The organism is Desulfofundulus thermobenzoicus (assembly GCF_009428905.1).
GTDB lineage: Bacteria > Bacillota > Desulfotomaculia > Desulfotomaculales > Desulfovirgulaceae > Desulfofundulus_A > Desulfofundulus_A thermobenzoicus.
The window spans coordinates 15441-40252 of sequence record NZ_WHYR01000020.1; the positions used below are offsets into that span (position 1 = coordinate 15441).

At 55.9% G+C, this 24812-nt stretch carries 20 protein-coding genes and 5 tRNA genes; 9 read left to right on the plus strand and 16 right to left on the minus strand.

Going from position 1 to position 24812, the window contains the following annotated elements; translation table 11 throughout:
* Positions 1-217: 217 nt before the first annotated feature.
* A complete protein-coding gene (locus GFC01_RS08715; protein ID WP_152946326.1) occupies positions 218-1441 on the minus strand; it encodes a D-alanyl-D-alanine carboxypeptidase family protein in 1224 nt (407 codons plus the stop codon).
* A gap of 175 nt (positions 1442-1616) precedes the next feature.
* On the opposite strand from GFC01_RS08715, the gene GFC01_RS18765 reads away from it, so the two are divergent.
* The 4 genes from GFC01_RS18765 to GFC01_RS08730 all read left to right on the plus strand — a co-directional run bounded on the left by GFC01_RS18765 (position 1617) and on the right by GFC01_RS08730 (position 6162).
* A complete protein-coding gene (locus GFC01_RS18765) occupies positions 1617-1766 on the plus strand; it encodes a hypothetical protein (RefSeq protein ID WP_194174878.1) in 150 nt (49 codons plus the stop codon).
* 220 nt (positions 1767-1986) lie between these two features.
* Positions 1987-3162 (plus strand): MFS transporter, encoded by a 1176-nt coding sequence (locus GFC01_RS08720; protein ID WP_152946328.1) that lies wholly within the window; start codon positions 1987-1989, stop codon positions 3160-3162.
* 26 nt (positions 3163-3188) lie between these two features.
* Positions 3189-4523 (plus strand): polysaccharide deacetylase family protein, encoded by a 1335-nt coding sequence (locus GFC01_RS08725; RefSeq protein WP_152946330.1) that lies wholly within the window; start codon positions 3189-3191, stop codon positions 4521-4523.
* Between the two features lie 88 nt (positions 4524-4611).
* Entirely contained in the window at positions 4612-6162 is a 1551-nt protein-coding gene (locus GFC01_RS08730; RefSeq protein ID WP_152946332.1) for a class I adenylate-forming enzyme family protein, read from the plus strand.
* 168 nt (positions 6163-6330) lie between these two features.
* On the opposite strand, the gene GFC01_RS08735 is transcribed toward GFC01_RS08730, so the two are convergent.
* The 7 genes from GFC01_RS08735 to GFC01_RS08765 all read right to left on the minus strand — a co-directional run bounded on the left by GFC01_RS08735 (position 6331) and on the right by GFC01_RS08765 (position 14981).
* Complete coding sequence (locus tag GFC01_RS08735; protein ID WP_341473853.1) at positions 6331-7479, minus strand: trypsin-like peptidase domain-containing protein; 1149 nt, start codon at positions 7477-7479, stop codon at positions 6331-6333.
* 246 nt (positions 7480-7725) lie between these two features.
* Positions 7726-8433, minus strand: coding sequence for an N-acetylmuramoyl-L-alanine amidase (locus GFC01_RS08740; RefSeq protein ID WP_152946334.1), 708 nt, complete (start codon positions 8431-8433; stop codon positions 7726-7728).
* A gap of 434 nt (positions 8434-8867) precedes the next feature.
* The gene (locus tag GFC01_RS08745; RefSeq protein ID WP_152946412.1) at positions 8868-10082 is read right to left on the minus strand and encodes a phenylacetate--CoA ligase family protein; all 1215 of its coding nucleotides are present in this window, start codon (positions 10080-10082) and stop codon (positions 8868-8870) included.
* A gap of 69 nt (positions 10083-10151) precedes the next feature.
* Entirely contained in the window at positions 10152-10742 is a 591-nt protein-coding gene (locus GFC01_RS08750) for an indolepyruvate oxidoreductase subunit beta (protein WP_152946336.1), read from the minus strand.
* Positions 10739-12784 carry a thiamine pyrophosphate-dependent enzyme gene (locus GFC01_RS08755; RefSeq protein ID WP_152946414.1) on the minus strand — a complete coding sequence of 682 codons (2046 nt, stop codon included), beginning with the start codon at positions 12782-12784 and terminating at the stop codon, positions 10739-10741. The genes GFC01_RS08750 and GFC01_RS08755 overlap by 4 nt, the downstream gene beginning before the upstream one ends.
* Positions 12785-12955: 171 nt before the next feature.
* Positions 12956-13044: transfer RNA gene (locus GFC01_RS08760), tRNA-Leu, on the minus strand.
* 65 nt (positions 13045-13109) lie between these two features.
* The gene (locus GFC01_RS08765; RefSeq protein WP_152946339.1) at positions 13110-14981 is read right to left on the minus strand and encodes a polysaccharide deacetylase family protein; all 1872 of its coding nucleotides are present in this window, start codon (positions 14979-14981) and stop codon (positions 13110-13112) included.
* Positions 14982-15714: 733 nt separating this feature from the next.
* Here GFC01_RS08765 and GFC01_RS08770 point away from each other — a divergent pair.
* Together GFC01_RS08770 and GFC01_RS08775 are read left to right on the plus strand one after the other, a co-directional pair.
* Positions 15715-16560 (plus strand): zinc metalloprotease HtpX, encoded by an 846-nt coding sequence (locus GFC01_RS08770; protein WP_152946342.1) that lies wholly within the window; start codon positions 15715-15717, stop codon positions 16558-16560.
* Between the two features lie 146 nt (positions 16561-16706).
* The gene (locus GFC01_RS08775) at positions 16707-17003 is read left to right on the plus strand and encodes a hypothetical protein (protein WP_152946343.1); all 297 of its coding nucleotides are present in this window, start codon (positions 16707-16709) and stop codon (positions 17001-17003) included.
* 221 nt (positions 17004-17224) lie between these two features.
* On the opposite strand, the gene GFC01_RS08780 is transcribed toward GFC01_RS08775, so the two are convergent.
* The gene (locus GFC01_RS08780) at positions 17225-17992 is read right to left on the minus strand and encodes a hypothetical protein (RefSeq protein WP_152946345.1); all 768 of its coding nucleotides are present in this window, start codon (positions 17990-17992) and stop codon (positions 17225-17227) included.
* A gap of 176 nt (positions 17993-18168) precedes the next feature.
* Here GFC01_RS08780 and GFC01_RS08785 point away from each other — a divergent pair, with 176 nt between their 5' ends.
* Both GFC01_RS08785 and GFC01_RS08790 read left to right on the plus strand, forming a co-directional pair.
* Entirely contained in the window at positions 18169-18363 is a 195-nt protein-coding gene (locus tag GFC01_RS08785) for an SPW repeat domain-containing protein (protein ID WP_207707597.1), read from the plus strand.
* A gap of 225 nt (positions 18364-18588) precedes the next feature.
* Entirely contained in the window at positions 18589-19218 is a 630-nt protein-coding gene (locus tag GFC01_RS08790) for an EcsC family protein (protein ID WP_152946347.1), read from the plus strand.
* 78 nt (positions 19219-19296) lie between these two features.
* Here the strand turns inward: GFC01_RS08790 and GFC01_RS08795 are convergent.
* The 4 genes from GFC01_RS08795 to GFC01_RS08810 form a co-directional block, all read right to left on the minus strand.
* Positions 19297-19372, minus strand: a tRNA-Cys gene (locus GFC01_RS08795).
* A gap of 8 nt (positions 19373-19380) precedes the next feature.
* Positions 19381-19455, minus strand: a tRNA-Gly gene (locus GFC01_RS08800).
* A gap of 44 nt (positions 19456-19499) precedes the next feature.
* Positions 19500-19575: transfer RNA gene (locus GFC01_RS08805), tRNA-Phe, on the minus strand.
* A gap of 5 nt (positions 19576-19580) precedes the next feature.
* Positions 19581-19657: transfer RNA gene (locus GFC01_RS08810), tRNA-Asp, on the minus strand.
* Positions 19658-19914: 257 nt separating this feature from the next.
* Here GFC01_RS08810 and GFC01_RS08815 point away from each other — a divergent pair.
* Entirely contained in the window at positions 19915-22368 is a 2454-nt protein-coding gene (locus tag GFC01_RS08815; protein WP_152946349.1) for a Lon protease family protein, read from the plus strand.
* Between the two features lie 139 nt (positions 22369-22507).
* On the opposite strand, the gene speB is transcribed toward GFC01_RS08815, so the two are convergent.
* The 3 genes from speB to GFC01_RS08830 are packed head-to-tail and all read right to left on the minus strand — an operon-like array spanning position 22508 to position 24700.
* Positions 22508-23377 carry an agmatinase gene (gene speB / locus GFC01_RS08820; protein WP_152946351.1) on the minus strand — a complete coding sequence of 290 codons (870 nt, stop codon included), beginning with the start codon at positions 23375-23377 and terminating at the stop codon, positions 22508-22510.
* Positions 23378-23379: 2 nt separating this feature from the next.
* Positions 23380-24219 (minus strand): polyamine aminopropyltransferase, encoded by an 840-nt coding sequence (speE, locus tag GFC01_RS08825; protein WP_152946353.1) that lies wholly within the window; start codon positions 24217-24219, stop codon positions 23380-23382.
* Positions 24220-24241: 22 nt separating this feature from the next.
* Positions 24242-24700: a pyruvoyl-dependent arginine decarboxylase gene (locus GFC01_RS08830; protein WP_341473854.1), complete on the minus strand. Its 459-nt coding sequence runs from the start codon at positions 24698-24700 to the stop codon at positions 24242-24244.
* Between the last annotated feature and the right edge of the window lie 112 nt (positions 24701-24812).

Below are 24812 nucleotides of genomic sequence, written 5' to 3' on the forward strand. Positions count from 1 at the left end.
TGTTAGTATATTGAACATAACGAAAAATGTCAATGATTTACCTTCAGAAAAATAAGAAACCGCTGGCGGCAAGCGGTTTTCTTAACGAAAATGTCAGGACATCCCTACCGGTATCCCCGAATAACGCGCTATCGAACATAATTTCTTTACCGGTGCAAATAGCCCGGTACCCTTATCCGGTACCGGGTGCCCCGGGGACCTTACCTTCGGCTTTTTTTCAACGTAAATATCTGGGCACCCTTACCCGCCGCCAGCGCCGCCGGCGAGCCGCAACCCTGATCAGGCCAAAGGCCAGCAGGAAAAGCATCGCCACCCCAAACCGGAACGTCCAGCGATGGGTCAGTTTGACCCCCACCGGACCGGCGGCCACCAGGTCCACCTTTCCCAGTTCCCTGTCCCGGGAATCAACAAAGAGCAACTCCCCCACCTTTTGCCCGGCGGAAAGGGGCGCTTGCAAATCCGTCCGGGGAACCGCCTTCTGCTGTATGGACGGCTGCTCACCCACGGGAAAATCAAGATAAAAATCGCCGCCCGCCAGAGCCTGCACCGTAGTGGCACCGTACTTTACGGTAAAAGAGGAAACCGGCTGCCCGCCCCTGACCAGTTGAACCGGCTTAAACCCGGAAAATCCATAATCCAGAAGGGCGGCCGCGTCATTGTAAACCGCCATTCCCTGGCTGTGTAACACTACAGCCAGCAATTCCCGTCCGTTCCGCGCCGCTGACCCCACCAGGCAGGAGCCGGCCTCGGAGGTATAACCGGTTTTGACACCGGTGACCCCCTCATAGCGGTGGAGCAGGCGGTTAATGTTCCAGAGGTGTTCCTGGGGAACGCCCTTGCTCCGGTCCGCCAGGGGGCGTTTTATCTCCCGCATGGAGGTGGAGACAATGGTCCGGAAAGTGGGATTGTTCATGGCGTAACGGGCAATCAACGCCAGGTCGTAAGCCGTAACATAATGCTGGGGGTCATGCAAACCGCTGGAATTGACAAAATGACTTTCCCTGGCCCCGATCTCCCGCGCCTTTTCATTCATTAAATCAGCAAAGGCAGGTACGGAGCCGGCAATATGGCAGGCAATGGTTACAGCCGCGTCATTGGCCGAGGGCAGCAACAAGGCGTAAAGGAGATCTTCCATGGTCAGTTTTTCGCCTTCCTGCAAACCGATGGCGGAACCATCGACCAGGGTGGCTTCCCTGGGAACGGTGACCATTTCGTCCAGACGGCTTTTTTCCAGGGCTATGATGGCCGTGAGCATTTTGGTGGTGCTGGCCGGATACATGGGCCGGTGTCCCTCCTTTTCGTAGAGCACCTGGCCGTTGCGTAAATCCATAAGCAGCACAGCTTCACCCGTCGTTTGGGGAGGGGATGCGGCCCGGGCCGCCCCGGCAAAGGAAGAAAGTATAAAAAGGAAAACCAGAAGGCTCGTCCAAAGGCGGTGCATGTCCTACCTCCATGCTGGCGTGCGATATGGGACCAACCCGCCGGGTCCACCGGGTTGGCGGTAAAAAATCAATAACATGAACATTATATTGAAACATTCCGGAATTTTCAACAGAAAAAAATAAAGTAAGTTTTTTTTCGCCGGACAAACTAATACAAATTGCATGGAAGGGGGTATGCGGCAAGTGGAAATCAATACCAAAGGGATGGCTGTGGCCCGGCTCACCGATCCCCAGATCAGCCAGCTTCAGGAAGCGGAGAAAAAGTTAAATGCCGGCAGCCAGGGCCAGGAAATTTACCTGCTGGCGGTAACCCGGAAACCTTAGATCCTCAGATCCTTGTGCACCGAAAGGCTTCGGGGGCTGTTCGGCGCTCCTGCCAAAAGTAACCCGGCAAACCCTGCGAACCGGGTGGGTGATTCTCGCCCGGTTTTTCCCTTAAAAATTCCCCCTTGAAAAATAAAACACCGGCCGTCATAAACTTCCCAAATATGGTCCTGTTGGGGTATAATGATCTAAATGCGACATCAGGGGGACAAAATGGTCATTGCTGTTAGATAGAATTTCCATATATAACTGGGCTTTGCTAACCATTCTTTTTATCACGGAATTTGTGAGAGGAGCCTTTTACCTTTCCTTTTTAACCCTTTATGCGGTAAAATCACTGGGTCTCTCCCTTACCGTGGCCGGCTTTGCCACCTCGGTCCATTATTTTATGGAAACTGTCTCCAAAACGGCCGCCGGCTGGCAATTCGACCGCCTGGGATGGAGAGTATTGCGGGCGGGATTGTTCACCTGCCTGTTCTCCCTGCTGGTTATGAAATGGTGGCCACAACCCCTGGTGCTCATCGTCTTTTCGGCATTGTTCGGTCTGGGTGTCTCCCCCATCTGGCTGGGAGTGATGAGCGAAGTGGCCCCGGTGGATTTACCCACCCGCTCCCAACGTATCGGCATGGTTTTTGCTGCCTGGCTGGCCGGCGGCGGTGCCGGATTGGTGACCATCAATTTTCTGCTCCAGTGGGGTTATGAGCTGGCCTTCACGGTGATTATCTCCCTCTGGCTTATCTCTCTGGGCCTCGCCTGGTTAATTCCGGGTGCGGAAAGAAGGCGTAAGCCGCTGAACGACCAGGGCTTCCTTTTTGCCCTGCGCCGGTTAACCATCAATCCGGCGGTGACCCGGATCCTGCTCCCGGGCATGTTTTTACAAACCCTGGCGGCCGGTTTGTTGTTACCCATACTGCCGCTGTTCGCCCAGAACCAGCTGGGTTTAACCCATAACCAGTACGGATTTTTACTGCTCTCAGGGGGTGGGGCCGCGGTTCTTTCCCTGATTCCCATGGGTATGCTGGTGGGACGTATGCCCTTAAAGACACCCCTGGCCCTGGGATTCGGCCTATCCGCCCTATCCCTGGCCCTGTTCAGTACCAGTCACGGTCCGGCAGCCGCCTTTCCCCTGGCCGTACTCCTGGGGCTTTCTTACGCCGCAGTCCTGCCGGCCTGGAACACTTTACTGGCCCGCATCATCCCCCCCGAACGCCAGGCCACGGGGTGGGGCGTCTTTGCCACAGTGGAAGGTTTCGGGGCTGCCCTGGGCCCTGCCCTGGGCAGCCTGGTGGCCCGGGCCGGAGGCATTACCGCCCCCCTGGTCCTGGCCACGGTGGTCTTGCTTTCGGTAGCGGTTTTTTATACCTTTTACCCGCTGGAAAAATTCTTCGTAAAATAACAATACCGGCAGAGAGAAGGATCCCCATGACCGAATCCATGTTCAAGCTGCTCACTTTCCTGCTGGGTATTTACGCCTTGCTGCCCACCGCCCTGGCCCGCCTGTGTCATCTGGGAGTAATCTGGCAGGGAACCAGGGGAGGGGGAAAGGTGGCCGTCACCTTTGATGACGGACCGCATCCGGTTTATACACCGCGGGTGCTGGATATTTTAAAAGAGTTTAATGTACAGGCCTGCTTTTTTGTGCTGGGGGAAAAGGCCCGGGCCCATCCGGAACTGCTGGCCAGAATGATTGCCGAAGGCCATGAAGTGGCCAGCCACGGCTACCGGCACCAGTTCCCCTGGTTTTTGGGACCCCGGGCGGCAGCCCGGGAGATCAGGGAAGCCAACCGGGTGATCAGTGAAATAACCGGCCAGCCGCCCCGGCTTTACCGTCCACCCTGGGGATTGTTCAACCTCTTCTCCCTGTTCCACAGTTCCCTGAACGGCCAGAAGCTGGTGCTGTGGTCGTTTATGAGCTGGGATTGGGGCCGGCGGGCCACCCCCGCATCCATTACCCGGCAGGTACTGTCGCGGGTGCGGGACGGGGCCATCCTGGTTTTTCATGATAGCGATGACACACCGGGAGCGGCACCGGGCTCCCCGGAAAAAATGCTTCAGGCCCTTCCTTTGATTCTAAAGGAACTGCCCCAAAGGGGGTTGACCATCACCCCCCTGGCCGAACTGGAAGCCAGGCCGGGAAAGCCCCGCCCTAACTGGTTAAAACGTTTCTGGCAAAAAATTGATTTGCTGATTGTACGTCTACTCAGGGTAGCGGACATCCCCATGAACGGGCGCCCCACCCTCTTTCGCCTGGCCAAACGTCGTTACCACGGAAAACCGCTGGTGCTGGACGACGGCACCGTGCTGCGCCCCCGGGATCCCATCGGAGAGCTGCATTTGAACAACGAAGTGCTTAAAGAGATCACCGGCCGGGGAAAGGACCCGGAACGCATCGCCCTGCTGACCATAAAGGAACTGAGGCGTTCCCTGCCGGCCCTGGCCCAGTGGATAAACAATTCCCCCCGTTTAAAAAACATCCGGGCAGTGGTGGGTTTAACCATGCTTCACGCGGGGGTAAAACGCCTGGGTTTTTCCATCTTTGACCCGCCCGGGACCATCAAACGTCTGGCCGCCTGGTATCAAAGCTGGTTGCTGTCCCTTTATCACCCCGAAGGGAAAAAACGACTGGCGGGACACCGGGAAAAACTTTCCCCCAAGCTGGTGATCATGGGCCGGGAAGAGCTGCTGCGCCGCTACCTGCCGGCGGAAAAGCAGGGGGTGAAAACCGGCCACTACCCCAACAAAGAAGAAAGTGCCTGAAAGTTTAGCAACCGGTGGAAGAAAGGGAAACCCGGCGGCAGGATTTTGCCGGCCGAAGAAGAATGTTTTTTTACAGGAGGTAATGGCGATGAATCTGGCCGAAAAGCTAGCGGAAACAGGCCGGCTCTTCCCCGGTGGTGAAGCCCTGGTCCACGGCAGCCAGCGTGTCTCCTACGCCCGGTTGAACGATCAGGTAAACCGGCTGGCAAACGGGTTGAAAAAGCTGGGTTTGGAATCCGGCCACCGGGTACTGGTGGCCCTGGAAAACTGCCCCGAATTCGTCATTTCTTTTTACGCCATCATGGCCATCAGGGGGGTGGTGGTACCCGTTGATCCCTTTTACACCATTTATGAAGCAGCTGTGATTGCCAGGGACGCCACCCCGGAATTAATCATTTGCAATGCGCAAAATCTTTCCCTGTACCGGGAACTGGCCGGAGAGGTTTCCATACCCCGGGGAATTGTGGTCACCGGGCAGGAAATTAACCCGGCGGCCGATTATTCTTTCGAGCAAATACTGGCCGGGTCGTCACCCGCTCCGCCTCCCTTCCCGGCGGAGGAAAAACGGGATACGGTGGTGGAAATATTATACACCCCGGGCAATACCGGCAAACCAAAGGGGGTAATGTTAACCAACCACAACCTGTACAGCAATGCCACAACCTTCGCCCGCTTTTGCCATCTAACGCCGGAGGACCGGTCCCTCCTGGTGGCGCCGGCCTATCATTCGGGCGCCCAAACCTGCCTGCTGCACGCATCCCTGGCTGCCGGGGCGACGGTGGTTATTCTGGAGCGCTGGCCGGGCCCCCGGGCAGTGCTGGAAACTATGGAGAAGGAGCGTATTACCTACTTTTTTGGCACCCCCACCATGTACAGCCTGCTGGTGAACTATCCGGAGGCCCACCGCTACAACCTTGATTCCTGGCGACTGGCCTATGCCGGGGGCTCCCACCTCAGCCCACAATTGTTTTACGCTTTTTCAGAAAAATTTGGCTTAACCATTACTGAGGGCTATGGCCTGACCGAAACATCTCCGGTGGTCTGCAGCAATCCCGTGGACGGGCCGAAAAAACCGGGTTCTGTAGGGCCGGCCTTCCCCGGGGTTGAAGTGCAAATTGTGGATTACGAGGATGAACCGGTGCCCGCGGGACAGGTGGGGGAAATAATTGTCCGGGGCCCCAATGTGATGAAGGGCTATTTCAATCAGGAGGAGGAAACCCGGTGGGTAATGCGTAACGGCTGGTTGCATACCGGAGACCTGGCATATATGGACGGAGATGGATATGTTTTCATTGTGGACCGGAAGAAGAATGTAATTATCCGGGGCGGAGTAAATATAGATCCCCGGGAGGTGGAGGATGTCCTTTATCTACACCCCCACGTGTTTGACGTGGCGGTGGTGGGCGTGCCCGATCCGGTTATGGGTGAAGAGGTTATGGCCTTTGTCATGCTCCGGGAAAATGCAGAGGTGGACGCGGAATCTTTAAAGGAATTTTGCGCCGGCCGGCTGGCTCCTTATAAAGTTCCGCGGCGGATCCAGTTTGTGGACGACCTGCCCAAAACCACGTCGGGCAAATTGCTTAAAAGGGAATTAAAGCGTATAATCGATCAACTCTATAATAACAATACCCCTTCTTGAAACGGAAGGGGTATTTCTTTTTGCTTCAGGTTGTCCACCCAAATTCACACAGCCACGGCCTGACAGCCCCAGGGCAGGCAATGCTACCGGACTGGCAGCGCTACCAATAAGGCATGACCTGGCACTATCCCATCACCTTTCTGCCGGGGTTTTACCGGGGCGTTACCATCATCGCAACTGGGGCGGCTTTTCCGCCAGGGTCATGGGCACCTGGCGGATATTGCCCTTGCGAAAAATCTGCAAGACCATCCGCTGGCCCACTTTACTTTCCTGAATCAGCTTGGCCAGTTCATCGGGATTGTTAACTTTCTGCCCGTTCACCTGCAGGATAACATCCCCCTGGGCCAAACCGGCGTTGGCGGCCGGGCTGCCGGGAATCACCCCGGCCACCAGTGCACCGGAGGCTTCGGGCAGACCCAGATAAGCGGCAATTTCCTCGGTTACGGGCTGCATCTGCACTCCCAACCAGGGACGCTGGTTCTGTTTTTCATTCATGAGCTGGTCCAAAACTTCCTTGACCGTACTGGTGGGAATGGCGAAACCAATGCCCTGGGCCTGGGCCACTGCAGTGTTGATACCCACCACTTCACCATTGAGGTTCAACAACGGTCCGCCACTGTTACCCGGGTTAATGGAAGCGTCCGTTTGCAACAAATTTTTGTAGCGGCGGTTCTCCACCTGCACCGGGCGGCCCTTGGCGCTGATTACTCCCACGGTAACGGTATGATCCAGACCGAAGGGGTTACCAATGGCGATCACCCACTCCCCCACCCGAACCTTGTCGGAGTCGCCCATTTGCAGGGTGGACAGGGGTTTTCCAGCATCCACCTTCACCACCGCCAGGTCCAGGTCGTAATCGGCGCCGATAACCCTGGCCGGCAAAGGTTTGTCAAACCCTTGAATGGTGACGGTAACCCTCTGTGCCCCGTCAACCACATGATCGTTGGTCAGGATATACCCGTCCTGGGAAATGATAAACCCCGATCCCAGACCGTGTTCTTCCCGGGGCTGGGTTTGAAAACCAAAGGGGCTGCCAAAAAACTGCCGGAAAAAGGGGTCGTCAAAGAAGGGGTCCACCCGCCGGCCCTGGCTGACGGTGTAAGTATCGATTTTTACCACCGCCGGGCCGGCTTTGTCCACAATATCGGCCACCGTGCCGGGACCCACCCCGGGCATGGCCGCGGCCACCTGGGATCCGGGCACCTGGCCCTTTTGTCCGGAGAAGTCGTTAACCAGAAGACAACCGCCGGCAAACATCACCCCGGCGACAAAGGCAGCCAGGGCCACAAAGAGCAACGTTCGTTTCCATTTATGCACCCGTGCTCAGCTCCTTTCCTTCCTCAATCTCTTTTTTGTCGGAACACCTTGAATGATCATAGCAAAAGCTATAAGGGCTGCCAAGGACAATTACTTAACTTATCTAAGCATTTATCCCCGTTTTTCCTTTCTTTTTTTCGCCGGGCAGCAGAGGCCAGTCCTTTCCGGCATCAGGCTTTCGCTCACACAAAAAACACGACCGGTAGCCCGGCCGTAGCCCCTTCCCTCAGCCCCCTGCACCCCCACCTAACCTTTATCACCGGCCTTCTGATTATTTTGTTCCCACCGGTCCAGCAACCTGTTCATCACTGCCGCAAACTCACCCCAGGTGACAAAGGCGTCGGGGGCGTGTTCATCAACAATCAACCCCCGCTCCCGCAGGCGGGCAATTTCTCCGGCCGGGTCCCAACCGGTGTTTTTCTTTAAGCCCAGGGTCTGCACCAGACCGGAAACAATGACCCCGGCCAGTTCACGTAAAAAGGTTGCGTCGGCCAGACAGGCAGCATCCCGGGGGTTATCGATAAACAGGTTTTCCAGAAGCACCGCCGGCATGGCGGTCTCCCGCAAAACCAGGAAATTGGCCCTTTTCAGCCCCCGGTCGGGAAACCCCTTCTGAATGTAAAAATCGGCTACCCGGGCGTGCAGCGCACCGGCCAGTGACCGGGTTTCCGGAGTTGCCTCCGGGTGGATATAACTTTCAAAGCCGCTGCCCCCGCCGGCGTTAACATGGAGGGAGCAAAAAAAGTCCGCCTGGAGATCGTTGGCCAGTTTGGCCCGGGCAGCCAGGGAAACAGCCACATCCCCTTCTCTGGTGGATATTACTTCCACCTGATAATCCCCCAGCAGGGATATTACCTCTTTAGCCAGGGCCAGCACCAAATCCTTTTCCCGCAAACCGTTCCCCACCGCTCCGGAATCCTGCCCGCCGTGACCCGGATCCAGAATTATGCGCATGGTCCGCCGGCCCCCCCTGGAACCGGCCTCACCTCCTTGAAAATGGTTGCCGGTCGTCTTCAGTTTAGTTTATGCACCGCTAAAACCGGAGGATACTTTCCCCTTACCAAACAAATGTTCTCTTGTCAGAGATTATACAGTTTTTTTAAATCCCGGTCAAGGCGTTTATAAATATTGGAAATCGATTTATAAAAAACGGCTCCCCAAATTCGGGGCGCCGGTTTAAACGGCCACAGGTTGAATAAAAGGGCAACCCAACCCGCTCAATGCACAGCTTTGTTCCGCTCCCTTCGCCCATCGCGGCAGGGAGAAAAGGGAACCGGTTCAGGTCCTTAAGTGGATGGCCATGGATTACTGCTTTTTGCTGTTTATATCTCCCGATGCAAGGATGGCCAGAAGCCCATCCTGATGCGACCGGCGTGTTTTTATGCCGTTTATACCTCCCGGTAGTCGAAAACCCGCCGGCTCTTCTTTTCACTGCGGGGCAGGGAACCCTGGGGCAGGGCTTCCACATCGCAGGAAACACCAATGCGGCTCTTGATGGTACGCCGGCAGTCCGTGGCCACTTCCCCGGGGTCCCAGCCGGGCAGGGCCTCCACCTTCACCAGCATATGATCCCGCGCCCCTTCCCGGGTAAGAATTATTTGATATTCGCTGCCCGCCCCGGGAAGACTTTTGAGCACGTCATCAATTTGCCCGGGATAAATATTCACTCCCTTTACCTTGATGCGGTCATCGGTCCGCCCCAGAACCCGTTCAATCATGGGGTAGTTCGACCCGCAGGCACAGGCCCGGGGCAGAATCCGGCTGATGTCCCGGGTACGGTAGCGCAAAAGGGGCATCCCTTCCTTGGTCAGGGTGGTAATTACCAGTTCCCCTTCCTCTCCCACGGGCAACTGCCGGCCCGTCTGGGGATCAATCACTTCAAAAAGCAGGTGATCGCTCCAGAAGTGCAGTCCCTGGTGCATGGGACAGTCAATGGCAATGCCCGGACCGTAAATTTCCGTTAAACCGTAAATATCAAAGGAATCTATGCCCAGGCTTTCTTCTATGCGCCGGCGCATTTTATCCCCCCAGCGCTCGGAACCGAAGATACCCAGGCGCAGGCTGACGCGGGATTGCAACTGGCGGCGTTCAATTTCCTCGGCCAGCAACAGGCCGTAGGAAGAAGTGCCAATGAGTACGGTGGTATGTAAATCCAGCATCATTTCCAGCTGTTTTTCCGTATTGCCCGGGCCGGTGGGTATGGCCATGGCCCCCAATCGCTCCACCCCGGCCTGAAAACCGATGCCGGCCGTCCACAGGCCGTAGCCCGGTGTCACCTGCACCCGGTCCCGGGGGGTGACGCCCACCATGGCCAGGCAGCGGTGCATCATTTCCGCCCAAACGGCCACGTCATTACGGGTATAGGGCACAATGATGGGCTTGCCGGTGGTGCCGGAAGAGGAGTGGATGCGCACCACTTCTTCCTCGGGAACGGCCATGAGCCCCAGGGGGTAGGCGGTGCGCAGTTCCTCCTTGGTGGTAAAGGGTACATACTCCAGATCGGCCAGGGTTTGGATATCCTCCGGCCTGATGTTGGCCTCATCCAGCTTTTGCCGGTAAAAGGGGGAATTGCGGTAAATACGCCGGACCAGGTCCCGGAGCATGATTTCCTGCTGCTTGAACAGGCGCTCAAAGTCAAATGATTCCTCAAACAGCGGTGCGGGTAAAGACACTTAATTCACCCCCAAAATTTCGTAACCCAGCCTGAAGGCACGGCGGTTGGTTTCCCGCAAAGATTCCGGCAATGAATCCAGGAGTACTCTCAGCAAATGTTCTCCGGAAAAGGGCAATAGCTTTAAAGATGCCAGCGCCCCAAGCATGACCGTATTCAAAGTTTTGGCATTTCCCGCCCTTTGGGCCAGGGCCGGGGCATCAAAGGCATAAAGGGAGGGAACCGCAGAGCGCAGGTAGGCCAGCACAGCCCCGGCATCATACCGGCAGAGCCCCAGGGCGGCTGTAACCGGCACCACGGGGGCGGAACTGGTGATCACCACGCCCCCGGGCTTTAATTTGCAGAGGGCCCGGGCCGCCTCGGAAGGCTCAAAACCCAGCAGCACATCGGCCGAACCGTCGGGAATCAAGGGACCGGCGGGCTGCCGTCCCATGCGCACCTGGCTCATGACCACCCCTTCCCGCTGGGCCATGCCGATCATTTCGGAAGTGAAAACCGCCAGACCGGCCTCCATGGCCGCCCGGGCAAGCAAACGGGAAGCCAGCACATTTCCCTGTCCACCCACACCGGTAATGACAATGTCGCAGTTCATAAATCCACCACCTCTATGGCCTCCGCCGGACATATCCGGGCGCATAAACCGCAGCCGTTGCACTGACCGGTAATGTGCGGACTTTCCGCACCCGGGAAAATGGCCGGGCAGCCAATCTCGGCAATACACTGGCCGCAATCAAGGCATTTATCTGTATTTACCCGGGCGGCGCGCCGCCTTTTGACCAGGGAAACGCATTCCCGGCGCATCACCACCACCGCCGGACCGGAATGGGCCAGGGCCTCCCGGACCGCCTGCTCCGCCTGATCCAGGGCATAGGGATCCACCACCCGCACCAGATCCACCCCGCAGGCTCCGGCCAGGGCGGCAATATCCAGGGGTTCCCCCTGCGCCCCCAGGGCGGTGCGCCCCAGACCGGGATGGGGCTGGTGCCCGGTCATGGCGGTGGTGCGGTTATCCAGCACCACCAGCACCATCCGGGCTTTATTATAAACGGCATTAATTAACCCGGATATACCGCTGTGAAAGAAGGTGGAATCGCCCAGGAAGGCTATATGGGGCCGTTCCGGCTCCACCCGGGAGAGGCCGGCGGCAATATTTACACTGGCCCCCATGCAAAGGCAGGTGTCCACCATATGCAGCGGCGGGGCGTTCCCCAGGGTGTAACAGCCGATGTCACCGGTGAATACCGCATCGGTGCCGGCGGCCGCCTGCTTGACGGCATAAAAAGCAGCCCGGTGGGGGCATCCGGCGCAGAGCACCGGCGGGCGCAGGGGCAGTTGGGGAGGCGCCCCTGCCGGCTCCCCGGATCCTGTTTCCACAGATCCGGCTACTTTTGCATCGCCGGGTGAAACTGTACCGGCGGCGTCTGGAAAAGTCGCCACATCCAGTGCAGCAGCAGCCTGCGCCGGCATGACAGCGGAAAGGGCCTGCCTCTTCCCCGCTTCCTGAAGAAAAGCCTTCAGTGATGCCCGCACCCGGTCCACGTTGAACTCCCCTTCCCGGGGCACCAGTCCGTCGTGCTTGCCGCTGATCCCCACCGGCAGGCGGTGCTTGAAGGCCAGCAGCATTACCTGTTCCTCCACCACCGGCTCCTGTTCCTCCACCACCAGAACGCGATCAGCCCGCCGTAAAAGGGATAACACCGGCTCCCCGGGTAAGGGATAGGGGGTGCCTATTTTCAACACCGGCAGATCCAAACCCATAAGTTCCAGCGCTTCGTTTATATAATTAAAACTCACCCCGCAGGCGATAATGGCCGCGGCAGGCTGTCCGGGGGCAAAGGGCCGGGTACCTTTTTCCGGATCAGATCCCCGGTGAACAAATGCGGATAGATTACCTTTTACCGCCGGCCCGTCCAGAAACCCCGGAACCATTGCTCTGCCGGAAAGGGAATCATATAGCCGGTTAAATGGCAACCGGGCCAGCAACCGACGGGCTTTCTCCTGCTGCCCGTTAATCCACACATGCCTTTTGGCGGCCAGACTGGGAAAAATCACCCAGCCCGGGCCCTTTTCAAAATAAAACCGGTTATGGGAGGGAAGTATATCCTCGTTTACTTCCACGTCCTGACACACGTGGCATACCCGGGTGGTGGGCCGTAAAATGACCGGCAGCTGCAGCTCCTCGGAAAGGCGAAAGGCCTCCGGCACCATTTCCCGGGCTTCCCGGGGGGTGGCGGGGTCCAAAACCGGCACCCCGGCCATGGCGGCGAATTTGCGGGTATCCTGCTCATTCTGGGAACTGTGGGGACCGGGATCGTCGGCCACCACCAGCACCAGCCCTCCCCTGACGCCGATATAGGCCAGGGTCATCAGGGGATCGGCCGCCACGTTCAGCCCCACCTGTTTCATGGTCACCATTGCCCGGGCGCCGGCGTAAGAGGCCCCCGCCGCCACCTCCAAAGCCACCTTCTCGTTCACCGACCATTCCACATAAATTCCACTGCGGCCGGCCAGTTGAGCCACCGTGGCCAGTACCTCCGAGGAAGGGGTGCCCGGATAGCCGGTGACCACCCGTACACCGGCCTCCACCGCCCCCCAGCCAATGGCTTCGTTGCCCATGAGCAATTTTTTCCCCATACCTGCTTCCCCTTTGCCTGAACCAATAAAAATCACCAGGTCAATGGCCTGGTGATGACCGTTCAAAAAAAACCCCCCGGGCTCCCCTCACCTCGGCTAAAGGCCTGCTCAGCTCAACCTCGTTTACAGATAAATAACCGGCTGACCGGTTAATTTTTGACAAAAAGCTGCTGGTGCCGGAGACCGGACTTGAACCGGTACGGGCATTGCTGCCCCCGGGATTTTAAGTCCCGTGCGTCTGCCTGTTCCGCCACTCCGGCACATACCAGCATGGTTATCTTACCACAGAAACGGCACACCTGTCAACGATGCCCCCAAGCCCATTTCAATCAACCTTTTTTTTCACCACCGGCACCAGAAAGGCCATCCGGTTGGCGTCTTTATTAATGGTTACGTAAGCCCAGCCGTTCATCTCCTTTATCCTGGTGCCGGCCGGCACCCTGACCCGGTTGCTTTTCCCCAGGGGCAGGGCAAAGGTCATTTCTTTTAAAGAAACCGGAGACCAGGCTGAAATGAAATAACCCTTACCGGTCTCACGCACGGAAAAATGTACCCTTTCATGCCTGTTCAGGAAATCGGTAAAATCATTCATTGTGCGTACAGTCAGATTTCCCTCTCCCACATGTTTTAGCACATGGCCCTGGATATTTCGCCACATGCCGGGGTGCCTGGCAATGGAAACCGGGTGGAAATAAATCTGGCGAATTTCCCGCCTGGGAATCATGGAATCAATCAATTGAACCATATCCTGCTCAATTTCAGCCGGTTTCTTTCCTCCGGCCAGCATGTTCTCAAAGGCGGTGCCGTAAGTCAGGCCGGTATAACCGAAGAGCCAGAATCTTTTCTCGGGGCGGCCGTTAAACCAGGCATGGGTGGGTGGGGAATTAAAGGCCAGCGGAATGGCGGCCGCCTTTGTTCCCAGGGCAGCCAGAAAATCATTTACCACGGGATCATGCGCTCCCCCGGGAGCGGCATAGACAGATACCCGCTCACCGGTTACCTTCTCCAGCGCCTGGTAATTCAGGTTAATAAAATCCTCCTTTTGCTGGTCGCTCAGCTCCCCGAAGTGATAGGCCCAGTAGTTATGTATCCATCCGCCGTGGGCGCCAATGTTGCCGTACTGGCCGAGAGCCTCTATATAAGGGCGCCCTTTCCTGGCGTTTAACACATCGACCCCTCTTTTATCCCCGGGCCGGTCATTATCCGGGCCGGCGGTCACAAAAATGGAAAAGGGTATTTCCCCGGCCAGAAGCTTCAGAGCCAAAATGCGATCCAGATCGCGGAAATAGGCTCCCGAACATACGTGCATAGACAATACCAGTCCGGCAGTGCCTCCCGGGGAAGCCACCAGACGGGGCAAACCCACCAGGTCCAAAAGAAAATATTTGAGCAGCCCGCGCAAAACAAAATCCACGTTTTCCCGTATTTTCAACAATCCGGGCGCACCGTTGACATATAGTACAACACCGCCTCCCGGATATTTTTTTTGCATGACAAAACCGTTTTCGGGAACAAACTGGGGACCGGTATAGGCCAGTATATCGGCCGTTACGCCGGAAATGGGCAGAAAAGGGGTTTTTACGGCGGGATAATCGAAAATTTTGAGCATATCCCGTTCAAAAAGACCGGGATCAAAATACTTGCGTAGCGGGGAATTGCCGGGAACGAATATATTGCCTTTGCGCATTTTTTCTTCCGGCCCGGGTATATGATATTGCAGGCCGGCCAGGTTCGAGAGCAAACCCCGCTCCCGTGCCATCCCCCTCTGGTCAACGGTTCCAGTATCGGTACCCAGGAATATCTTTCCCCCCGCCTGCTGCACATAGGCACTGCATAATGCGGCCAGGGAAGGGGTTATATTACGACCAGTTTCTTCGGGAATGATTAATGCCACATATTGTTCGGCCAGTTTTCCGGGGGTAAAATTGGACAGGGTGTCGGCCGGCACAACTTCGTAGGGAAACCCCTCTTCGGCCAGGATTTGTTCATAGGCGGCCACTGCACCCGCATCTTTTTCACCAACAACCAGGGCAACCTTCAGTTCCACGTTCAAAGGAAAATTGGTTGCCGGCGCAACAAACTGCGGCGTAAAAGCCGGCTGTTCACCGGTCAATGCCGGTTCACTCCCCGACCATTTCACGTATATAAATAATAGCAGGATTATTATGCCGAAAATGACGGGCAACGTTTTTTTCATTCTCTTCCTCCCGAAATAACAGGGTGGAGTGAAACCGGTTGCACCGGGAAAAGAGTGCCGCCGGGAAGGAACCGGCCGGAAATAATTGAAAGCAGAATTTACCTGTGTGAATATTGTAACTACCCCTGTCCGGAAATGTCAATGAAAAACGAAAGGCATATTCTACCGCGCCGCATAAAAAATACCTTGTCTTGTTTTTTCGTCAGTAAATGGTACTACCCGCTTGCTTACAACACGGTGTTATTATTTGACCAAATGGTTTTAATAAATATTCACTCTTATCCTTTGTCTTTTCAAATACCCACTTGCCCCCATATTTTACTTATAATATAATTATTAAAAGGCAGGAAGGGAAAGTAGTAAAGGGTTAATAAAGATGAGGCCGCGCTGGTGGCCCGGAAGGGGTATGGGATTTATCGCAATAAAAGGATAAATAATACAGTGGGGGTTTGTACTCTTGTGAAGGAGAGATCATTCCCCTGTAAGCGCTTCCCGCCGTTAATCAACGGGAGCCGGGTGGTTATGTATGCCCTTTCCCCAACAGCCGATCTCACGCAGGCTCAAGCCATACGCCATGCGTTTATTGTCCACAGGGTGTTTATGCAAAAGAGCTGCTCATGGGGACAATTGTTCCCCAATCTAAAGCATAACCAACTTCAAGTGTGGAGCTCACGGAGCATAAATTCTCATCCAATCCGACGCCAACGACTATTTTGGAAGGAGGTTCCAACAGATGAACAATTTTAAAGCCTGGATGTTAATGGGTCTTTTAACCGTTTTGCTGGTATTGATTGGCGACTGGATCGGCGGCACATCAGGCGCCTTCCTGTTCTTCATCATTGCCCTGGGCATGAACTTTTTCGGTTATTATTTCAGCGATAAGATAGCCATTGCCATGACCGGGTCCCAACCCCTGGAGGAGCACCAGGCACCGGAACTGTTTGCCATTATCCGCCACCTTGCCCAGCGGGCGGGGATTCCCATGCCCCGGGTGTACCGCACCCCTTCACCGCAGCCCAATGCCTTTGCCACCGGCCGTAACCCGGCCAATGCGGCTGTGGCCGTCACCGACGGTCTAATGCAAATGCTCAACCGTTCCGAAGTGGAGGGTGTGCTGGCCCACGAAATAGCCCACATCAAAAACCGGGACGTCCTGGTGGCCACCATTGCCGCCGCCATGGCCGGAGCCATTACCATGATTGCCAACGCCCTGCAATGGGGACTGATCTTTGGTGCCGGCCGGGATGAGGAGGAAGGAGGAAGCCCCCTGGGACTGGTGGGCGCATTGTTGATGATTATAATGGCCCCTCTGGCGGCCACTCTGATTCAACTGGCTATTTCCCGCACCCGGGAATTTCAGGCGGACGCCACCGGTGCCCGCCTGGCGGGCACGCCCCACGGTCTGGCCAGTGCCCTGCTGAAACTGGAACGGGCTTCCCAGCACATACCCATGCAGGTAAATCCGGCCACTTCCCATCTCTTCATTGTCAACCCCCTGTCGGGGGAATCCATGGCCCGTCTTTTCAGCACCCATCCGCCCATCTCCGAAAGGGTGCGGCGACTGCAACAAATGAAATAAGAACAACCTCACGCCTTCCGGGCTCCGCCCCGCCGGCAGAGCCCGGAAAATTTTTTGGAATGTTTTTGCCGGAGCACCGGGATGTGATAATATGGAGGGGTGATTAGCAGTACCGCCCATGGAATAAAGGAGGTTATCTGGCTATTATGGAAACAACCCGTCCCCAGAGGACTATTGTCGTCAGTATTCAGGGCTGGGAACTGGAAGTGCTTGAGGGACCCCGCCGGGTTAATGTGGATTTAATGGGCGAAATGCTGGAATTCAAAGGCATATGGTTGACCGAACCGGAACGGGGGATGGTAACCGTTCTCTGTTATCCGGATAAGGTTTTCTATCTGGAAATTACCGAAGAAGAAGTCCCGGTAAAAAGGCCCGGGCGCAGGAATAAAGTGACCCCCTTACGACCCCTGGAACAGCTGCCGCCACCGGAAAAGGATAAATAATCGTCCCGTGGCCCCTAAACGGCCAGCCACCTGATCCCATTTCCCCGGAAAAACCCCGGCCAAATATGATCCGCAAAACGGCTGCGGCGGTCCATCGACGGTTACTGTTTCCCGTCGATGGACCGCCTCCGTATACGGCACCATTTTCTCAATGGGGTCTGACCCCATGACAATTTTCCCCATCACCCCCCCGGCCGTCCGCCTATTTTCACCTTAATCATCTAACGACGGTGGCGTTCCTTATGATGTTTGATGCGCGCCTTGTCTTTCCCCGCCGGGGCCACCTTTATAACGGCGAAAGAGTTTTCCTTTTCATCCATCGCCGGGACTGCACCCGCCAGTTCCCTGGGACGCATGGCATCCTCCAGCTTTTTCAGAGTTTCCGGTTTTATCAAAACGGACCCGTCTTCTTTATTTTCCACCCCGTCGTATTTCTCCCCGCCAGCTTGCTCCGGGGTTCCCGCCGACATCTCCATATCAATGACGACCCCTTCCCGGGCACAAGCCACCTCCTCCAGCGCCAGAGCGGCTTCAACATCAGAACCGTTTGTTTTCTCCCCATCCTTACCGGTATCCGCGGGCGACTTTACAGCCTGCGGTAGCTGGTGATCATATTTCTGCCCCCCCTGGTCGCCCCAGAGAAATTCATAATGTATCTGGCGGCAGTCAGCCAGAATTCTTTCCATGTCCGACTGCAGTGCTCCCATCATATAGGCCAGCTGACCCATGGGCAATTCGTTGAAGGCATTTCTTTCCCTGACATTTTCGATTACCTCCGGTAAAACCATTAGCTCGTCACCGATTTTGTCCGCCAGATCCTGGAGCTGCAGCAATGCGTCGGTGAGGATATCCAACAGCTGACCGGCCAGCTCTTCCTGTTGTCGCCGCAAATCCAGATAACGCACAATTTCTTCGGTGGACAAATCGGCAATGGCCACCTGCTCCATTGACCCCAGTTCTTCCACCAGTTCACAATAACGCTTTAACAACTTAAAATCACCCCGCAGTTGAAATAGTATTATCAGTTTTATTCTACCTTAATTTCCTATTTCCTCCATGCCTGGGTTATAATTACCGTATTTTCTGCCCGGCCGGTTTTATGTTTAAAAAATACGGTTACGGTTAAAATAAGTCATGTACTTTAAGGCGAGGGAGGTGAGTCAAGGTGAATAGATACGCCTGGTTGGGAATCATCTTTGGCATCTGGCTGATCATCGCCCCCTTTGTCCTGGGCTATTCCCATGTGGTCAATGCCATGTGGAATGATATCATCTTAGGTATTCTTGTGGCCGTTGGTTCCTATCTTACCAATGCCGAGACACGGGGCGCCAGGGTGGGTGGCGGCGGGGAAACCAAATAGCCTCCCGCCCAAAAGGTCCGGCCGGAAACTATCCGGCCGGACCTTTTTTTGGTTTATACTTGTGTGTCAAAGTTACCGGTGGTATACTCGGGGTGAACACAGCGACGTATACATGGCAGCCTCACGACGCTAGAAACAAATCAACCATAAGAAAACGCTGTCGTTCCTGGAAGCCATGCGTCGTAATATATGCTTTCAAAACCAAAGGTAAGCGGGTGAGCGGAAATGCATGGTTTTAACCCCTTCACCTCGCCCCCGGCCGGGGAAATAAAGCAAAAAATAAACCGTTTGAAAAAGGCTTATCCAAGTCTTACCCGTCGGGATCTGGCCCTGAAAATAATCGAGGAGCGGAGCCGGCAATGCGCCCTGACCGGCCTGTTGAGCGCTCTGCCCGCTATAGTTCCGGGGTTGGGTACGGTCCTGGCCCTTCTGGGAGGAGTAGCCCTGGACATAACCCTGATGACCTACCTGCTGGGCCGGATGGTACTGGAGGTGGCGGCCGTCTACCGGAGGGATCTCACCGGATACCGCTATCGCCAGGAGGCCTTCTGGGCCTTTCTACTGGCCGCAGGAGCAGGTAGCGTGGGAAGCAGCCTGTCCCGGACAGTGGCGGCACAGCTGTCAAAAGAAGCCTTTTCAGCCCTGGCGGAAAGGGCACTGATTTCCCTGGGAGTACGGGCCACTGCCCGCTCTTCCCTGCTGCGGATCATTCCCTTCCTGGGCTTGTTGCTGGCCGGAGGGGTGAACTACTGGGTAGCCCTGACCGTGGGCAACCGGGCCATAAAATACTACGAAGAGCGAGAACCGGAAGAATGGTCCGGGACTACAGTGGATGTTGAGCATTCAGCAGGTTAACCATGGAAAACAGGGATCCCTCTTAAAGCCTGATAACAAAAAACTGGCAATCCGCAGGGATCGCCAGCTGGTATCATGTGGAGGCGGCATCCGGATTCGAACCGGAGAATAACGGTTTTGCAGACCGTCCCCTTAGCCACTTGGGTATGCCGCCAGAAAAAATGGAGCGGAAGACGGGATTCGAACCCGCGACCCTCGCCTTGGCAAGGCGATGCTCTACCACTGAGCCACTTCCGCATGTTTGCACAAGATTATATGTTATTTTTGTCTGGTTGTCAAGATGGTGCCACGGGCCGGAATCGAACCAGCGACACGCGGATTTTCAGTCCGCTGCTCTACCAACTGAGCTACCGTGGCACAAATGGCGGAGCTGACGGGAGTCGAACCCGCGATCTCCGGCGTGACAGGCCGGCATGTTAGACCACTACACCACAGCTCCGTTTGACAATGCTCACAGGGCTTCGCCCCGCATCGCTGACAATCTTAAGTATACAAAAAATACGTCTGATTGTCAATTGAAATTTTACGTCGCTCGGGAGAAAATTTTTGGGCTCTACCGGTTCATGGAACCGTTTAATTATTTTGCATCCGGATCACGGGGAATAACAGGCGGGGCTGCAGGAAAGTTCACCACCGGTGGAGTATTTTTATTTAAGCCGGCCTAAAAAGCCGCAAAATACACCTGGAGGGTTAAGATTGGTCACAGCAGATACCGGAAACCGTTTACGCATACCGGCGGATAAGCTGCGCCGTCGTTGCCGCCCGGAGGAATTGCCCTGGGAAACCACCGCCCAGGTCACCCCGTTACAGGACTTTATCGGACAGGAACGGGCCGTACGGGCCATGGAATTCGGCCTGGCCATGAATGCCCCGGGCTACAATATCTATGTGGCCGGCCCGCCGGGCACGGGCAAAAGCACATACACCCAGGAGGTTCTTACCCGCCGGGCCGCCCGGGGAACGGCACCGGATGACTGGTGCATTCTATATAATTTTACCAATCCCGACCGGCCCCTGGCCATTTCCCTGCCACCGGGAAGGGGCCAGATTTTCAAGCGGGATATGGAAGAATTGATTGGTGACCTGCGTACGGCCATCCCCAAAGTATTTGAGGGAGCCGATTATGAGCAGAACAAGCAGGCCGTACTCCACGAACTGGAATCCCAGGTACAGGAAGCCCTGGAGCATCTCCGACAGGACGCCTTACAATCCGGTTTTGCCATGAAGCAGGGCCCCACCGGCTTTATCTTCGCGCCCCTCAAGGATGGCCGGCGTATGTCCCAGGAAGAATTTGACGCCCTGGCTCCGGAAGAACGGCGGGAAATAGAAAACCGGGCACGCATGCTTCAACAAAAACTGGATGATATGGTTAATAATGGCCGTTTCCTGGAGAAAAAGGCCAGGGAACGCATCCAGGCACTGGAAAAGGAAATAGCCGGCCTGGCCATCGGCCCCCTGGTGGAACGGCTGCAGGAAAAATACCGGGACTTTCCCCGGGTGGTACGTTTCCTGGGAGAGGTGGCCGAGGACGTTACCCGCAACCTGGATCATTTTAAAACCCAGGAAAGTGCGCCCGCCCAGACACCATTTGGTTTCCCCGTGGAGACCACGGACATTTTTCACCGTTACCAGGTAAATCTTTTCGTCAACAACGGGGACACCCGGGGTATGCCGGTGGTGGTGGAAAACAACCCCCATTACTATAATCTCTTTGGTAAAATAGAATACCGCAGTTTTATGGGCAGTCTGAGCACCGACTTCACCATGATTAAAGCCGGCGCCATCCACCGGGCCAACGGCGGCTACCTGGTTTTACAGGCCCGAGATGTTCTGGCCGATCCCATTGTGTGGGACAAGTTGAAAAAATCGTTAAAAAACAGTCAGGCGGTGGTGGAAAACATCGGGGAACATTTTCGTCTCATTCCCACCGCCACATTAAAACCGGAGCCAATCCCGTTGAACGTAAAAGTGGTGCTCATCGGTAGCCATTATTTGTATCACCTTCTGCATGCCCTGGATGAAGATTACCAGAAATTTTTCAAGGTGAAGGTGGATTTTGACACCGAAATGCCCCGCACCCCGGAAAACCTGGAGCATTACGCCGCCTTTGTCAGTTCCGTGTGCCGGCGGGAAAACTTAAAACATTTTGACCGTTCCGGTCTGGCGGAGTTAATTGAATACGGCTCCCGCCTGGCCGCCAACCAGAACAAACTTTCCACCCGCTTCAACGAAGTGGTTGAAATTATCTATGAAGCGGCAGCCTGGGCCGATATGGAAGCATCTACCAACGTTTCCGCCCCCCACGTGCGCCGGGCCATTGAAGAAAGGGTTTACCGCTCCAACCGGTTGGAGGAAAAAATCCAGGAAATGATGGTCCAGGGCAAGATACTGGTGGATACCGCGGGGGCAGTGGTGGGACAGGTAAACGCCCTTTCCGTGCTGGACGTGGGAGATTACTCCTTTGGCCGCCCTTCCCGCATCACCGCTAAAACCTTTATGGGCCAGGAGGGCGTGGTGAACATTGAACGGGAAACCCGCATGAGCGGCAGCCTGCACACTAAAGGGGTACTCACCCTGGCCGGTTTTTTGGGCAGCCGTTTTGCCCAGGACAAACCCCTGCGCCTGTCGGCCCGCATCACCTTTGAACAATTGTATGAAGGGGTGGATGGGGACAGCGCTTCCAGCGCCGAACTGTACGCCCTTCTTTCCGCCCTGGCGGAATTACCCGTTAATCAGGGTCTGGCTGTCACCGGTTCGGTCAACCAGCACGGGCAAATCCAGCCTATCGGCGGAGTAAATGAAAAAATAGAAGGGTTTTTTGCCGTTTGCCGGGCCCGGGGACTTACCGGCGAGCAGGGGGTAATCATACCCGCCCAGAACCTGGACAACCTGATGCTCAAACCTGAGGTGGTGGAGGCCGTTGAGCAGAACCTGTTTCATATTTATGCCGTAAAATCCATCGAAGAGGGTATAGAACTGTTAACGGGAATACCGGCCGGAGAAAAACAGCTCGGCGGCCACTATCCGGAAGGCACGGTTTTTCACCTGGTGGACAAAAAACTGAGACAGTACGCCGAGGGTTTAAGCAGCTTCGGCCAGCAGGAGAATAAAAAAGAGGACGGGGAGCAATGCTCCGCCTGCGGCACATAAATATTTCGGAAAAACAGCCAAAGGGGAGCGTCCTCCGCCTTGCCGGCAAAATACAACGGCATTTCAGGTAAAATTTCATCCCGTATCTGCTGCCTTTCCGCCGGCTAAAAAATACCCGGCATAACGATGCCGCGAAAAGTTAATGCCCCCGGTTGGCAAAACACAGGATGGCTTCCCGCACTATCCTGGCCGCCAGAAGGGATGTGCGTTCCGTGGGATCGTAAACCGGACTCACTTCCACCAGATCCATTCCCACCACCTGCAGGCGGGATAGCAGATATAAAGCCTGAAAAACCTCCCGGGGCGTGCATCCCCCCGGCTCGGGAGCACCCGTGCCGGGGGCATAGGCCGGGTCCAGCACATCTATGTCCAGGGTCAGGTAAACCGGTCGCCCTTCCAGTTGCCCCCACACCTTTTGCAGGGGCGCACAAATTTCTTCCAGGAAAAGATGGGTGCAGGCCCGGGCATAGGCAAACTCTTCCCGGGTGCCGGAACGGATGCCGAACTGGAAAAGGTTGCCCTCCCCCACCACCCCGGCCACCCGGCGCATCACCGTGGCGTGGGAAAGCCTTTCCCCCAGGTACTCGTCCCGCAGGTCGGCATGGGCGTCCAGTTGAACCACCACCAGATCCGGATGAACCCGGGCCACCGCCTCCACCGCCGGCAGGGTAACCAGGTGTTCGCCACCCAGCAAAAGGGGAAACTTGCCGTCGTCCACAATACCGGCCACCGCACTGCCAACGCGGCTCAAGCTGACCTTTACCCCGCCGGGGGGCAGCACCAGATCACCGGCGTCATAAAAGGCACACTGGGATAGTTCCCGTTCCAGTGCGGGGCTGTATTCTTCCAGGCCCACACTGACCTGCCGGATGTGGGCCGGGCCGAAACGGGTACCCGGACGAAAGCTGACGGTCAGATCCATGGGCGCACCCAAAAGAACCAGGGAAGCCCGGTGATAATCGGCAATGGCGCCCATAAAGCCCCCGTTTTTCTCCCAAATCCCCTGCATGATTACCCTTCCTCGGACTGCAGCAGTTCCTCCACAAAGGGGGGCAGAACAAAAGCCGCCCGGTGCACGGCAGGGGTATAATACCGGGTTTTTAAATCCGGCAATTGTTCCAGGTTTGCTTCCAGGGGATCATACTTTTTGCTGCCCATGGTAAAGGTCCACAGGCCGCCCGGATAGGTGGGCACGCAGGCTAAAAACAGCCGGGTCACCGGGAAGATGCTCCGCACGTTCTGGATTATCCGGGGAATCAGATCGCGATTAAAGAAAGGTGATTCGGTCTGGGCCACAAACAATCCGTCCCCGGTGAGGGCGTCATGCACATCCTGGTAAAAGGCCCGGCCGAACAGGCCTTCCGCCGGCCCCACGGGATCGGTGGAGTCCACGATGATCATATCGTAGGTGTCCCGGTTTTCTTTGACGTGTTTGATGCCGTCGTCCACAATCACCCGCACCCGGGGATCACCCAGAGCGCAGCTGATTTCCGGCAAATATTCCCTGGCGGCGGCGATTACCCTTTCATCAATTTCCACCAGGGTGGCCAGCTCCACCGAAGGGTGTTTCAAAATCTCCCGGATGGAACCGCCGTCACCGCCGCCAATGACCAGTACCCGGCGGGGGTTGGGGTGGGTGTTCAGACCCACGTGGGTGATCATCTCGTGATAAACAAATTCATCCATGATGGTGGTTTGAATCACGTCATCCAGGGCCAGCATGCGGCCGAACTGGTCCGTTTCATATACGGCCAGGTGCTGGAAGGGTGTTTTTTCCTCATGCAACGTCTTTTTGACCCGGCAGCTGATGGCCATATCCGGCGTCTGCATTTCCGTAAACCAGCAATTCATTGCTTTCACCTCTAGGATATTTTTAATACCACAGGGGTACCGCGGCCAGGGCGCAACCGATTTTTTCCACCCGGTGTTCGGTACCGGCAATCTTCACTTCCACCAGCTTCATTCCCCGGGAATCAAAAGCCTCCCGGAGCATGGCTTCAATACGTCCTTCCGCTTCCTGCCGGGAACATCTCCCGGCAAACTCCATGATCACGCCAAAGCTTTCGGCCGAAAAACCTATACCCACGGCAGCCGCAATCAATTCCCCCGGCACGTCGCTAATGACATAGCCATAGGCGGTGGGTACCAGCGAACCGGGCGGAATAACCAGGTCGGGATCATACTGGGCGCCGGGCGGCAGGATACTGCTCACCCGGATGAGGTTGATATTCCCGATGCGTCCGGCCAGAAGGGCGTTGTCAAAGGCGGTTAACTGACTGTGGCCCTCGGCGCTGGCGGCGGTGAGGAAAAATTTCTGCGGGGTCGGTAACACGGCATAAGCCCCCCTTTCCAAGTCTATTTGCCCGAAAACAACAAGTTATATTATAGCAAAAGACGTAAAAAAATAAATAGGTTTATAGAAATCTGCCCCTGAAAACCCACGG

Excerpts from the sequence above, each read along its gene's own strand:
- GFC01_RS08730 (WP_152946332.1), top strand. The coding sequence starts at position 4,612 with ATGAATCTGGCCGAAAAGCTAGCGGAAACAGGCCGGCTCTTCCCCGGT.
- GFC01_RS08770 (WP_152946342.1), top strand. The coding sequence starts at position 15,715 with ATGAACAATTTTAAAGCCTGGATGTTAATGGGTCTTTTAACCGTTTTG.
- GFC01_RS08745 (WP_152946412.1), bottom strand. The coding sequence starts at position 10,082 with ATGCTCCGGGACCTGGTCCGGCGTATTTACCGCAATTCCCCCTTTTAC.
- GFC01_RS08755 (WP_152946414.1), bottom strand. The coding sequence starts at position 12,784 with ATGGGGAAAAAATTGCTCATGGGCAACGAAGCCATTGGCTGGGGGGCG.
- speE (WP_152946353.1), bottom strand. The coding sequence starts at position 24,219 with ATGAATTGCTGGTTTACGGAAATGCAGACGCCGGATATGGCCATCAGC.
- GFC01_RS08725 (WP_152946330.1), top strand. The coding sequence starts at position 3,189 with ATGACCGAATCCATGTTCAAGCTGCTCACTTTCCTGCTGGGTATTTAC.
- GFC01_RS08765 (WP_152946339.1), bottom strand. The coding sequence starts at position 14,981 with ATGAAAAAAACGTTGCCCGTCATTTTCGGCATAATAATCCTGCTATTA.
- GFC01_RS08750 (WP_152946336.1), bottom strand. The coding sequence starts at position 10,742 with ATGAACTGCGACATTGTCATTACCGGTGTGGGTGGACAGGGAAATGTG.
- GFC01_RS08715 (WP_152946326.1), bottom strand. The coding sequence starts at position 1,441 with ATGCACCGCCTTTGGACGAGCCTTCTGGTTTTCCTTTTTATACTTTCT.
- GFC01_RS08775 (WP_152946343.1), top strand. The coding sequence starts at position 16,707 with ATGGAAACAACCCGTCCCCAGAGGACTATTGTCGTCAGTATTCAGGGC.
- GFC01_RS08790 (WP_152946347.1), top strand. The coding sequence starts at position 18,589 with ATGCATGGTTTTAACCCCTTCACCTCGCCCCCGGCCGGGGAAATAAAG.
- GFC01_RS18765 (WP_194174878.1), top strand. The coding sequence starts at position 1,617 with ATGCGGCAAGTGGAAATCAATACCAAAGGGATGGCTGTGGCCCGGCTC.
- GFC01_RS08740 (WP_152946334.1), bottom strand. The coding sequence starts at position 8,433 with ATGCGCATAATTCTGGATCCGGGTCACGGCGGGCAGGATTCCGGAGCG.
- speB (WP_152946351.1), bottom strand. The coding sequence starts at position 23,377 with ATGCAGGGGATTTGGGAGAAAAACGGGGGCTTTATGGGCGCCATTGCC.